This window comes from Cetobacterium sp., from assembly GCF_977044495.1.
Window position 1 is genome coordinate 1 of record NZ_CDRRQU010000056.1, and the last position, 12,654, is coordinate 12,654.

At 29.4% G+C, this 12,654-nt stretch carries 10 protein-coding genes and 1 pseudogene; 6 read left to right on the forward strand and 5 right to left on the reverse strand.

The window, feature by feature from the left end:
• A pseudogene (locus tag ACWI69_RS10690) lies at positions 1–455 on the forward strand (mechanosensitive ion channel); the annotation flags it as partial.
• 55 nt (positions 456–510) lie between these two features.
• On the opposite strand, the gene ACWI69_RS10695 reads toward ACWI69_RS10690, so the two are convergent.
• Positions 511–1,275 carry a DeoR/GlpR family DNA-binding transcription regulator gene (locus ACWI69_RS10695; protein WP_448821826.1) on the reverse strand — a complete coding sequence of 255 codons (765 nt, stop codon included), beginning with the start codon at positions 1,273–1,275 and terminating at the stop codon, positions 511–513.
• 135 nt (positions 1,276–1,410) lie between these two features.
• Here ACWI69_RS10695 and ACWI69_RS10700 point away from each other — a divergent pair, with 135 nt between their 5' ends.
• Positions 1,411–2,898, forward strand: a complete 1,488-nt coding sequence (locus ACWI69_RS10700; RefSeq protein ID WP_448821827.1) for a phytoene desaturase family protein — start codon at positions 1,411–1,413, stop codon at positions 2,896–2,898.
• Between the two features lie 10 nt (positions 2,899–2,908).
• Here the strand turns inward: ACWI69_RS10700 and ACWI69_RS10705 are convergent, their stop codons facing one another.
• A complete protein-coding gene (locus tag ACWI69_RS10705) occupies positions 2,909–3,649 on the reverse strand; it encodes a YaaA family protein (RefSeq protein WP_448821828.1) in 741 nt (246 codons plus the stop codon).
• A 138-nt stretch (positions 3,650–3,787) separates the two neighbouring features.
• On the opposite strand from ACWI69_RS10705, the gene ACWI69_RS10710 reads away from it, so the two are divergent.
• Genes ACWI69_RS10710 through ACWI69_RS10725 form a run of 4 tightly spaced genes read left to right on the forward strand, consistent with a single transcriptional unit; the run spans position 3,788 to position 8,350 of the window.
• A complete protein-coding gene (locus ACWI69_RS10710; RefSeq protein WP_448821829.1) occupies positions 3,788–4,903 on the forward strand; it encodes an aminopeptidase in 1,116 nt (371 codons plus the stop codon).
• A 15-nt stretch (positions 4,904–4,918) separates the two neighbouring features.
• Positions 4,919–6,721 (forward strand): polysaccharide deacetylase family protein, encoded by a 1,803-nt coding sequence (locus ACWI69_RS10715; RefSeq protein WP_448821830.1) that lies wholly within the window; start codon positions 4,919–4,921, stop codon positions 6,719–6,721.
• 17 nt (positions 6,722–6,738) lie between these two features.
• On the forward strand, positions 6,739–7,533 hold the full coding sequence (locus ACWI69_RS10720; RefSeq protein WP_448821831.1) for a MipA/OmpV family protein: 795 nt from the start codon (positions 6,739–6,741) through the stop codon (positions 7,531–7,533).
• Positions 7,534–7,552: 19 nt separating this feature from the next.
• Positions 7,553–8,350, forward strand: coding sequence for a Cof-type HAD-IIB family hydrolase (locus ACWI69_RS10725; protein WP_448821832.1), 798 nt, complete (start codon positions 7,553–7,555; stop codon positions 8,348–8,350).
• Positions 8,351–8,432: 82 nt separating this feature from the next.
• Here the strand turns inward: ACWI69_RS10725 and ACWI69_RS10730 are convergent, their stop codons facing one another.
• From ACWI69_RS10730 to ACWI69_RS10740, 3 genes are read right to left on the reverse strand one after another with little or no spacing between them, the layout of a single operon-like run.
• Positions 8,433–10,646 carry a transglycosylase domain-containing protein gene (locus ACWI69_RS10730; RefSeq protein ID WP_448821833.1) on the reverse strand — a complete coding sequence of 738 codons (2,214 nt, stop codon included), beginning with the start codon at positions 10,644–10,646 and terminating at the stop codon, positions 8,433–8,435.
• A gap of 20 nt (positions 10,647–10,666) precedes the next feature.
• On the reverse strand, positions 10,667–11,713 hold the full coding sequence (gene rlmN / locus ACWI69_RS10735; protein WP_448821834.1) for a 23S rRNA (adenine(2503)-C(2))-methyltransferase RlmN: 1,047 nt from the start codon (positions 11,711–11,713) through the stop codon (positions 10,667–10,669).
• A gap of 60 nt (positions 11,714–11,773) precedes the next feature.
• A complete protein-coding gene (locus tag ACWI69_RS10740) occupies positions 11,774–12,277 on the reverse strand; it encodes a hypothetical protein (RefSeq protein ID WP_448821835.1) in 504 nt (167 codons plus the stop codon).
• Between the last annotated feature and the right edge of the window lie 377 nt (positions 12,278–12,654).

Consider the following 12,654-nt stretch of genomic DNA (forward strand, 5'->3'; position numbering starts at 1 on the left):
GTAAATTTTCAAAAATTTTAATAATATACTTTGCAATAATTCAATCGATAGAGATTTTAAATTTCGGATCATTACAAGATTTGAGTTTAAAACTAACAGTTCTATTGGGAGATATCTTATTAGGTGTTATAATTATAGCAATTGGAATTGTAATAGCAAACTATGTTGCAAAATTAATTAAAAATACATCTTTAGTAAATAAAGAGCAGATAGCTGTTCTAGCAAAAGTAGCTATAATAATTTTTGTTGGAGCCATGGGATTGAGACAAATGGGAGTTGCTAACGATATTATCAATTTGGCATTTGGATTTACTATTGGAGCTTTAGCTGTCGCATTTGCTATAGCTTTTGGGATAGGTGGAAAAGATTTGGCAAAAGAAAAACTTCAAAAATTAAATTGTTGTAAAAAAGATGAAAATAAAGAGGAAGCAAATAGTTCAGAAAACCTTAATTAAATAAAAATTTCCCTCTCCTAATTAAAAGTACAGTTATTATTGAGAGAGGGATTTTTTATTTTACTACGTTGATATTATTTTCAATAAGCTTTTTTTCAAACTTTTCAGAGATATTAGAATCTGTAATAAATATCATCCCATGCTTAATCTTGGAAAAATTAAATATAGAGTCTTGATAAAACTTTTTACTTTGGGCTATTATGAATTTTTCTTGCCCAACATTGAGAGCTGTATTCTTAAATTTTCCATCCTCTATTGTGCATGCACTAAGTTGCATTTTATCTATATTTACTCCATCAACTTCAATAAAAATCTTATTGGGATTAAAAAATTCTAAGTTTTCTCTAGACATTTCACCTGTAAAAGAATTAGTTTGTGCATCATATATTCCACCTAAGGATATGATTTCGACTCCCTTATTTTCAGATAAAAGCTTTTGTGCCTCAAGCATATTGGTTATAACAGAGAGCTTTATTTTCCTTTTTTGTAAGAGTGCCGCAACAATTATAGCAATAGTTGAATTATCTAAAAAAATCATATCACCATCTTGTATAAAAGAAACTATTTTTCCTGCCAATATCATTTTTTCCTCTATATCTTCTTTAGGAATATCTTTTAAAATAGTATTATCTACAATTTTTCTTTTTAAAATAGCTCCACCGTGAGTTCTAGTCAAAAGATTCTCCTCTTCCATTTGGCAAAGATCTTTCCTAATAATAACCTTACTTACAGAAAAAATATTACTTAAATCGTTGACAGACACTTTTTCCTTTTGTTTTAATATATTTAAAATACTTTGTCTTCTTTCTTCAACAAACATTTCCATAGACCTCCTTCTCATATATCTAAATAGCCGAAAAAATTATATCATAAAAAAAATTTTTTTTAAAAAGAAACTTAATTTTCTTGAGTATACAATAATATGCAAATAAACATAGGAATAGGAGGTGAGATAATGGATAGAAAAAAAGTTATAATAATAGGAGGTGGTTCAGGTGGATTAACTGCAGGACTACTTTTATCGAGTAAAGAATATGATGTTGAAATCTATGAAAAAAAGCCTTATATAGGAGGTAGAACCTCCTCATTTAGATTAGGAGAGTACAAATTTGATTTAGGTCCGACATTTTTTATAATGCCAAAAATTTTAGAAGATATTTTCATAGAGGCTGGTGAAAGATTAGATGAGCAATTAAATCTAATTGAAATAAATCCAATGTATAGATTGAAATTTTATGGATTAGACGACTTTAATCCATATTCATATAATAAAAAATTTCTTATGTATGGTGAAATGGAGAAGATTTTTCCATATAACTCTAAATTTTATGATGGATATATGGAAAGAGAAAGGAAAAAATTTTTAAAATTAGAATCGTGTTTGAAAGTTCCTTACTTATCTCTTGCGGATTATTTAAAACCTAATTTTTTAAGATTATTGCCATATCTCGACATAGAAAAATCTGCATATGATGTTTTAGGGGACTATTATAAAAACGAAGAGTTAAAATTATCATTTACATTTCAAGCTAAATACATAGGTATGTCCCCTTGGGACGCTCCTGGGATCTACTCAATTATCTCATACTTAGAACATAAATATGGAATTTTTCACATTGAAGGTGGAATAAGTAAAGTTTCAAAATTAATAGGTGAGCTTATAAAAAAAAGAGAAGGGAAAATATATTTACATACTCCGGTAAAAGAAATAATATTTGAAGAGAAAAAAGCTGTTGGAGTTAAACTTGAAAATGGAGATGTTGTAAATGGAGATTATATCATAATAAATGCAGATTTTTCAACAGCGATAAAAGAGTTGATACCTAAACACTTAAGAACTAAATATTCTGATGAAAATTTAGATAAAAAAAAATATTCCTGTTCAACTTATATGTTGTATTTGGGAATAAATAAATTATATAAAAATATACCTCATCATAGTATAATTTTTGCTAAAGACTATAAAAAAAATGTAAAGAAAGTATCGGAAAATAAAGATATAGGTGGAGATTTTTCTTTTTATGTTCAAAATCCATCAGTTACAGATTCAACTTTGGCGCCTGAAGGAAAATCTTCAGTCTATGTTTTAGTGCCAGTAGCTAACAATAAGTCTGGAATCAATTGGGAAGAGGAAAAGGATGAATTTACTCAACTTCTTTTAGATAAGTTAGAGAAAGTTGGAGAATTTAGAGGGATACGAAACCATATCGAAGAATTAAAAGTAGTAACACCAAATGATTGGGAAAAGAATTACGGCATATATAAAGGAGCTGTTTTTAGTTTATCTCATAATATGACACAAATGCTTTGGTTTAGACCTCATAATGAATTAGAGGGATACGAAAATTTATTCATAGTGGGTGGAGGAACCCATCCTGGTAGCGGCCTTCCAACAATTTATTGCTCAGCAAAAATAACTTCGGATTTGATAGACAAAAAATAGGTTAGAAATTCTAACCTATTTTTTTTACAAAGAAAATAGATTGCTCTGAAGACAATTCTGGAGAAAATTTATAATCAAGAGCACTAAAAGCTTTAATTTTTTCTATACAGGTTATTTCATTTTTGATAAGGTAATTTAATAGAGCCCCTCTAGCTTTTTTTGCTTCAGTACTAATATTTTTAATTTTATTACCATCATACTGTCTAAACTCTATATCTATTATTTTAAAAATTTTTCTATTTAAAATCTTAGAGAATTCATTTGACGCAATATTTATAAAAGTTTCATTCTTAAATTGCAATAAGTAATCTTCAATATCTTTTCTCCAGAAATCATAGGGAGAGATATCCAGTATTTTGTTTGTCATATCAAGTCGATATGGTCTTATTGGAACACAGGCATTTAAAATCCCATACAGAGCTGAAAAAATAAAAACATTATTTTCAACATAGGTATGATTTTCTTTGGAAAATTTTTCTAGCTCCAATTGTCTATAACTGACCCCATCATAAAGAGCTATTGCTTCTCTCTCCTCTTGACTATAAAAATTACTATATATATTAAAAACTTCATCTAATATTTTGTCTTTTATTTTTAATTTGGTCGAAATTTCATCTTTGGAAAAATTTTTTAAAATTGAAAGTAAAAAATCGGTTTTTTCTTTAAATGGAATATTTTGAATTTTGCTATATTTAAAATATTTAAGAGTTTTATATTGCATACCCTTACTTGGGGAAAAAAATAATTTCATTGAATCACCTCCATGTAATAAAAGTATTATAGCATTTTTTTTTCAACTTAAAATAGGTTTTATAAAAAATTAACTGTATATTTATGAGTTTTCATTGTATAATTAGAGAGTATAATATGTGATTGAATGGAGGTTACCGTGGATCAGAGAATTGAAGTGCTAGCAAAAAATTTAGTTACTTACTCATGTAGGGTAGGAAAAGGGGAAAAAGTTTTAATTGAATCTATCGGTGAAGATCCAAAGCTTTTAGTTAAGGCTTTGGTAAAAGAAGTTTACGCTGCTGGAGGATATCCTTTTGTAACAATTAAAGATCAAAGTGTTACGAGGGAACTTTTAAAAGGTATAGATAAAACACAAGCAGAGTTAATGGCAAAATATGAATTAGAAAGAATGAAAGATATGGATGCCTACATTGCTATTAGAGGTTCTGAAAACTCTTCCGAGCTCTCTGACATAGATTCAGATAAAATGAAAATATATACAGATCACTTTATGAAGCCAGTACATTTATCAGAACGAGTTAACAATACGAAGTGGGTTGTACTAAGATACCCAAATAATTCGATGGCTCAGTTAGCAAATACATCTTTAGAGACTTTTGAAGATTTCTATTATAATGTTTGTAATTTAGATTACTCAAAAATGAGTAAGGCTATGGATTCTTTGACAAAACTTTTGGATAGGACAGATAAAGTTAGAATTGTCGGACCTGGGACAGATTTAACATTCTCTATAAAAAATATTCCATCGGTAAAGTGTTGTGGACTTAGAAATATTCCAGATGGCGAGGTTTATTCAGCACCAGTGAGAGATTCTATAAATGGAACTATATCATATAATACACCGTCTGTTTACCAAGGGACAACTTTTGAAAATATTTGTTTCAAATTTGAAAATGGAAAAATTGTGGAAGCTACTTCCAATAATACTGAAAAGTTGAATGAAATCTTAGATACAGATGATGGAGCAAGATATATTGGTGAATTTGCAATAGGTGTAAATCCATATATTTTAAAACCTATGAAAGATACACTGTTTGATGAAAAAATTGCAGGAAGCATTCACTTTACTCCAGGGCAAGCATATAAACTAGCTGATAATGGAAATAAGTCAGCTATACATTGGGATTTAGTTCTAATTCAAAGACCGGACTTCGGTGGTGGAGAGATTTGGTTTGATGATGTTTTAATTAGAAAAGATGGTATCTTTGTAATTGATGAGTTAGAAGTATTGAATCCAGAAAATTTAAAGTAGTAGGAGGATTTAATAATGAATATACTTATGGCACTTTCACAATTAGAAGTAACTGGTGCTGAGGTGTACGGAACGGTTCTAAGTGATGAACTTATTAGGAGAGGGAATAGGGTTTATATAGTCTCAGATACTTTAACTAAACCTACAAATGCACAATATGAAAAGATAGAATTTAATAAAAGGAAACTTAAGGATAGGGTTAGTCAAGTTAAAAAACTTCTTAAAATTATAAAAGAGAAAGATATTCAAGTTGTACATGCTCATTCAAGAGCATCATCTTGGAGTTGTGCAATAGCTTGTAGGATAGCAAAGATTCCCCTGATTACAACAATTCATGGGCGACAACCTGTGCACTTAAGTAGAAAATTAGTTAAAGCATTTGGAGATTATTCTTTGAGTGTTTGTGAAAATATAAGAGAACATATTATAACTGATTTAAAGGTAAAGCCTGAAAATATAACAGTTCTTAGGAATATGATTAATACAACAGAGTATCAAAAGAGCTCTTTTGTTAATATAGAAAAAACTCAAAAAGTTATTTCAATAATAGGAAGACTCTCAGGACCTAAAGGAGATGTAACTTATAACTTGCTTGATATTCTTCATAGGAGAAAAGATTTTAAGATTCAGGTTATTGGAGGAAAAGAGGTTCCATCAAGGTTTAAAAAATTTACTGGAAATGTTGAATTTCTAGGGTATGTAAATAATGTTTCTGAAAAGATAAGAGAGTCATCTATCGTTATAGGTGCTGGAAGAGTAGCAGTTGAAGGTATTCTTTGTGAAGTTCCTGTATTAGCAATAGGAGAAGCAGAATTTGTAGGGATTGTAACTTTAGATAAACTTAATACAGCTTTAAAATCAAATTTTGGTGATATTTCTTTAAATCATGCTCCGACCTTTAGATGGACAGATATTATTCCAGAAATAGATAAGGGATTCAATATAAATAAAGAGGATTTAAAATCTTTGAGAAAAAAAGTAATAGAAGAGTTTTCGTTAGAATCCATAGTTGAAAATATTGAAAAAATTTATCAAAGAGAGATTGTAAAGAAGAGAAGATATGAAATGCCGGTTATTATGTACCATAGAGTTATAAAGGATGAAACTGAAAAAGGAGTTCATGGAACTTATGTGACTGTAGAACAGTTTGAAGAGCAGATGAAGTATCTAAAAAAGAAAGGATACGAAACTGTAACTTTTAAAGATTTGCTAAATAATAGGTATAAACAGCGATTTGATAAGGATAAAAAATGGATTATGCTTACGTTTGATGATGGATACAAAGATAACTATGAAAACGCCTTTCCTATCTTGAAAAAATATCAATTTAAAGGTATTATATACATACTGGATGGAATAGAATATAATAAATGGGATGTAGAAAACTCTGAAAATCCTGAGAAAAGATTTACTTTAATGAATAGGGATGAATTATTGGAGATGCAAAATTACGGAATAGAGTTTGGTGGACATACGTGTACTCACCCTAGACTAACAGAGTTGTCACTTGAAGAGACAAAAACAGAAGTAATTAATTCTAAATTTAACATTGAAAAAACAATAGGAAGGGAACTTTTATCCTTTGCGTATCCATATGGTAGTTTAAATGAAGAGATTAAAAAAATTCCTCAAGAAATTGGCTATAGATTTGCAGTAGCTACAGATTCAGGAAGCATAGTTTTTTCAGATGATTTATTTGAAATTAGAAGAATTGGAATATTTCCAACGAATAATCTTTTTAATTTTAAAAGAAAAGTTTCTGGAAAATATAACTTTATAAAGGTGAAAAGAGAAGAAAAAAGTTATAACAAAAAATAACTTAAGGGAGGATTAATATGAAAAAAATATTAATGGGGCTATTAGCACTGACAGTTTCTACTACAATGTTAGCTGAAGGAGGTTCAGGAGCAGAATTAGTAGACAGCATCTACAAAGGTAGCATCAACAGTGGAAATAAATTTGGACTTGGAGTAGGAATGGGAGTTTCGGATAGCATCTATAAGGGTGCAGACGGTAGATTATATCCAATACCTCTATTGGACATAAACTATTATGATTTATATGTTAAAGGTGCAACTGTAGGTTATCAATTTTATAAAAATGATGCCTTTGCTGCATCACTATTTGTGGATCCATTAGCTGGATTTGCAGTAGATGGTGCTGATTTAGCAAAAGGATATGACAATATTGATGATAGAAGATTCCAAACTATGTTTGGAATTAGATTAGATGCAGACACAGGATTCTATGGAGTTAAAACTGGGCTTTCTGCACAAATAGGAAAGCATGGTGGAGAAGGGAGAGTAGCCGCGTTTAAAGCTTATAGAGTTGACGACAAACTTACTTTAGTTCCATCTATTCATATTAAAGGGTACTCAGGAGATTATACTGATTATTACTTTGGGGTGAGTTCGGATGAAGCTAGAAGAAATAGTAATCTTAATACTTATAAAGCTGATACGTCTTATTCGATTGGATTTAATTTAACAGCTGATTATAGATTAACCGATAATGTAGCTCTTATGGCATTTTTAGGTGTAGAAAAGTTCTCTAGTGAAATTTCAGATTCACCTATTGTAGATGATGGGGTTTTATATCTAGTAGGAGTGGGAGCAAAGTATTACTTCTAAATATTTTAAGGAGAACAAAATGAAATACAAAGCAATTATATGTGACTTAGATGGAACACTGTTAAATGAGCACCACACTATATCTGAAGAAACAAAAGAAACTATAAGAAAAGTTGTGAATTCTGGAGTGAAATTTATAATAGCTACAGGAAGACACCATAATGATGCAATAACATTTAAAAATATGTTGGAGCTGGATAGTTTCTTAATCACTTCAAATGGTGCTAAGGTACATGATTACAACAATAAAGAGATTATATCTCATAATATTCCAGTTCATTTATCCAAAGAGTTATTAAACTATAACTATAGTGAAAGCTTACATAAAAATGTATATTTAGATGAAGAGTGGTACGCTGAAGAACCTTTAGAAGAAGCATTAATTTTCCATAAAGAGTCTGGCTTTCATCATGTGATAGCTCCTTTTCAGTCATTAGTAGGAAAAGAGATTACAAAGTTTTTCTTTATATCTGAGGATGAAGAACATATTACTGAATTAGAAAAAAAATTAAGAAAACAATTCAGAGAGGGATTAAATATAACTCTTTCACTTGGGTCTTGTTTAGAAATTATGAGAGAGGGAGTTTCTAAAGCTAGTGCGATTGAGGAAGTTTTAAAGGCTGAAGGAATTAATCTTAAAGAAACAATAGCTTTTGGAGATGGATTAAATGATTTTGAAATGCTGTCCTCTGTGGGTAAGGGATTTATTATGGGAAATGGAAGCCCTAGATTAAAAGCTCTATTACCTGAGAATGAAGTCATAAAAACAAATGCAGAGAATGGAGTGGCAAAAAAACTTCAAGAAATATTTTTATAATAATTTTTATAATAGAAAAAGGAGAGGGAAATTTCCCCCTCCTTTTCTTTTTCTTTTTTAACTTTATTTATTTTTTATTTGTTTAAAAATTAAATAATCTCTGAAAAAATCCTTTTTTCTCCTCTTTCTTTGGTTGTTGAGGAAGTTTTGGTTGATTTGGTTGTTGCGTGGGCTGTATAAGTGGTTGTGGAGCTGATATAATTGCTTCTTCAGAAGACATAGCTTCACTTTTGGAAGTTGTCTCTTGAGTAGGAGCATAATATCCAAGAACACCAGCAATACCATTATTATATTTGCTATCTTTTTCCACTGCAATTCTTCCTCTTCTAAGCAAGAAAGTTTTATCTGAAGCACTACCATTTAATAATCCAGATATAGGATCAAGCTCTTGATAAGTTAAGTCCCCATTTTTGACATGGTTATCTAAGAATGTAAATGTAGTTGGAGTGTAGTACCCCTTTTCTATAATTTCTTGATAAAAATTTTTCCAAAGAGGTGCAGCCACTCCTCCACCAGTTGCTTTATAGAGAGGGTCATTGTTATCATATCCAATATATATCGTTGTAACATAGTCTGGAGTCATACCAGAGTACCAAACCGTTCTAGAATTATTTGTGGTACCAGTTTTTCCTCCTTGCTCTATAGGAAGGTTATTTATTTTTACTTGAGCACTTTTGCTTGTTCCCTGTTTAACAGAATTTTTCATCATGTTAGTCATAAGAGCAATATCAGCACTTTCAAATCTTTGTTCTATTTGAGGTTTGGCCTCATATAATATATTTCCAAATTTATCACTCACTTTTATAACATAAAATGGCTTTATAGAGTATCCACCATTTGCAAAAACTGCATATGATTGAGCTAACTGTAATGGCGTTCCTTCTGTTGTTCCTAAGGCTGCTGTTAAATTATTCGGAACAATAAATCCAGCATCAATTTTTTTCATAGTTTCCATAAGAGCAGGAATTCCAATTTTGTTTAATAACTTTATAGAAACTATATTCTGAGATTTATCAAACCCTTGCATTAAAGTCATACCATTGTAATATTTTTCTCCAAAGTTTCTAGGAGCCCAAGTTCCATACACAATTCTTGAATCTTCTACAACCAGATTTTCTTCAAAACCTTTTTCTAAAGCAGTGTAATAGATAAATGGTTTAAATGAGGATCCCACTTGACGTTTGGCTTGAACAGCTCTATTAAAATTACCTGTTTTAAAGTTTTTTCCACCGATAATACTTATGACCTCTCCATTTTTAGCATCAATTGTAATCATGGCTCCTTGAAGTTTTTTGTCATTTTTTAAACGTGGATAGTTTTCAAATTTATCTTTAGCAACTTTTTGAATATTCAAATCTAAAGTTGTTTGAACAATAAGTCCATCATTATAAATTTGTTTTTCTTCGAAATTTTCGAATAGAAACTTTTCAACTAAATCTGTAAAATCAGGAGCATTAAATTCAATTTTTTTATCTATTGCTTCGTATATTATTGTGCTATTTTTATCATTAAAATCTTTGGTTGAAGCTTTTGCTTCATTTATAAATTTGTGATTTAAAGCTTCGTTGTACTCAGCTTCACTTATCAGTTCAAATTTTAGCATCTGCTTCAATATCAATCTCTGTCTAACCAAAGATCGTTCTAGATTAGTTCTTGGATTATACATAGTAGGTCTATTTGGAATTCCCGCTAAAAGAGCAGATTCAGCTAGATTAACATCTTTAATATCTTTTCTAAAAAAATTATAGGCGGCAGTTTTTACTCCATACGCTCCAGAACCAAAATAAATTTCATTTAGATACTTCTCCATTATTTCATCTTTTGTATATTTTCTTTCAATTTCAAATGTGATGATAATTTCTTTTATTTTTCTAGAGAACTTTTTTTCATGGGATAGAAAAGCATTTCTAGCTAATTGCTGAGTTATGGTACTTCCACCTTGAGCTGCTCTCCCAGATTTTAAATTTACTATAGCAGATCCCAAAATTCTAAATGGATCGATTCCATAGTGTGTTAAAAATTGTCTATCTTCTATAGCTATAAAAGCATTTTGCAAGTTTTGTGGGATATCTTCTATATCCACAGGTTCTCTTGTTTCTTTCGAAATAACATCAATTATTTGTCCATTTCTATCATAAATTGTAGTAGGAATAGGAGGACTATAGTTTTCAACTAGCTCTGAAACATTTGGTAGTTCCTTGTAGTATTTATTTACTAAAAGACTCGCACCAATTCCTCCAACAATACCTAAAGATACAATAAATATGGCAACATACTTAAGAATTTTCCATTTCATAAAATATCTCCATTTTTAAATTATTTTAGATTTTTTTGTCTCAATTGTCCACAGGCACCATCTATATCTGTACCCTTTTCTCCTCTAATGGTTACATTCACTTTTCTAAAATCTTTTAAATAGTTGAAAATTTTATCAATTTTCTTTTGAGAGGGTCTCTGATAATCCTTTCCATCTACAGGGTTACACGGGATAAGATTTAATATATGATCAAAGTTATGAACAAAATCAGCTAAATAAGCAATATCACTATCAGAAACATTAAAATCATTGATTAAAATATATTCAAAAGTAATTCTTCTTTTAGTTTGTTTTTGATATTCCTGTAATATTGGAAATAAATCTTCTAGTGGATATTTTGTATTAATAGGCATTATTTCACTTCTTTTTTCATCAATAGCACTATGTAAAGATATCGCTAACTCCACAGGGATTCTCTCTTCTAACAATTTTTCAATCCCAGGAATTATTCCAGAAGTTGAGATTGTAATTCTCCTTTTAGAAATATTAACTCCTTTTTCATTCGATAAGATATCGATAGCTTTAATAACATTATCAATATTAAGCATTGGTTCTCCCATACCCATGAACACAATGTTGTTAATTTGTAATCCCTGTTTTAGCAATCTTCTTTCAATTGTATAAAATTGATTTGTAATCTCATGTACATCTAAGTTTCTTGTAAATCCTCCAAGACCTGTAGCACAAAAACTACATTTAACAGCACATCCAACCTGAGATGAAATACAAATTGTCGTCCTATCTTTATGTTTTAAAATAACACTTTCAATTGTGTTTCCATCCTCTAATTTGAATAGAAACTTCTCAGTTTTGTCAATTTTAGAAACTTGATGCTTTAATAGATTCAAGAAAGGAATGTAAGCTTTCTCTGAAAGTAATTCTCTATCCTTTAATGATATATTTGTCATATCGTTAATATTTCTTACTATTTTTTGGTTTAACCATGTAAAAATTTGTTTTCCATAAAATTTTTTCATCCCCAAAGAAACCACGAAATCTGTAAGCTCTTGTTCATTTAAATTAAGTAAATTTATTTTATTTGACATTATTTCCTCCATTATTACTAATAAATACTTAATTTTCATTATAACAGATATTTCAGACTTTTACAATATATTTGTAATCTCTGCTATTGAAACGTTACCTTTGAAGTTAGCTCTCTCCTCTTTTCCTCCACCTTTTATAGTTAGTACTTTAGAAAACTTTTTTAGGAGTTCGTTGCAATCGAGGGTTTTACTGGATATAACTCCTCCATCCTCCCAAATTCCTATAAATGTGTAGTCCTCCGGTATAATTTTATTTAAAGTTGCTATTGTCTCTTTGTCATCTTTATGCACTATATATCTCTTTTCGTTTTTTTCAATATAGGAATTTAATAGCTCTACTAATAAAAAGTTACAATATTTTAAATTTAGTTCTTTAAATTTGTTCTCAATTTCTTTTTTTTCATCAGCAAATTTTTGTATCATAGAGATTATTTCGTCGTCTCTACAACTAAAGATCCTATTTAGCTCTTTAATAGTTTTTTCAATTACATTCATTACCTCTCTTTCAATAGGTTCTCCTATAGGGCTTATTAATTGAATTTTTAAACTTATAGTATCTAACATACTAATTCCTCCTCTTTTTTTATCTTTTGTATAATAATAAAAAGCTCTATGTCTTATTTCACATAAAGCTTAATTTTATATTTTATTTTTATATTTTACCTATTACTTCTCTTACATATAGAAGTAATAGGCTTCTCTACTTATACTCATACATTTATTGTGAGTGAATATATTATAAGTACATATAATAGTTCTATTTTTTCTTCAAAAATTGCTAAAATAGTGGCTTTTTACCCTAAATTTAGCTATTTTTTACAAAAAAATAATCTTCATATATAAAGCATTTTTTTCTATTTCTGTATCGGGTAATACAGAAATAGTTAACATTTTGTAACTATATTATTAAATTATATACTTTTATTTGTTGTAATTTTATA

What these genes read in the sequence shown, in the direction of transcription:
- ACWI69_RS10695 (WP_448821826.1), bottom strand. Translation starts at nt 1,275, where the DNA reads ATGTTTGTTGAAGAAAGAAGACAAAGTATTTTAAATATATTAAAACAA.
- ACWI69_RS10700 (WP_448821827.1), top strand. Translation starts at nt 1,411, where the DNA reads ATGGATAGAAAAAAAGTTATAATAATAGGAGGTGGTTCAGGTGGATTA.
- ACWI69_RS10705 (WP_448821828.1), bottom strand. Translation starts at nt 3,649, where the DNA reads ATGAAATTATTTTTTTCCCCAAGTAAGGGTATGCAATATAAAACTCTT.
- ACWI69_RS10715 (WP_448821830.1), top strand. Translation starts at nt 4,919, where the DNA reads ATGAATATACTTATGGCACTTTCACAATTAGAAGTAACTGGTGCTGAG.
- ACWI69_RS10720 (WP_448821831.1), top strand. Translation starts at nt 6,739, where the DNA reads ATGAAAAAAATATTAATGGGGCTATTAGCACTGACAGTTTCTACTACA.
- ACWI69_RS10725 (WP_448821832.1), top strand. Translation starts at nt 7,553, where the DNA reads ATGAAATACAAAGCAATTATATGTGACTTAGATGGAACACTGTTAAAT.
- ACWI69_RS10730 (WP_448821833.1), bottom strand. Translation starts at nt 10,646, where the DNA reads ATGAAATGGAAAATTCTTAAGTATGTTGCCATATTTATTGTATCTTTA.
- rlmN (WP_448821834.1), bottom strand. Translation starts at nt 11,713, where the DNA reads ATGTCAAATAAAATAAATTTACTTAATTTAAATGAACAAGAGCTTACA.
- ACWI69_RS10740 (WP_448821835.1), bottom strand. Translation starts at nt 12,277, where the DNA reads ATGTTAGATACTATAAGTTTAAAAATTCAATTAATAAGCCCTATAGGA.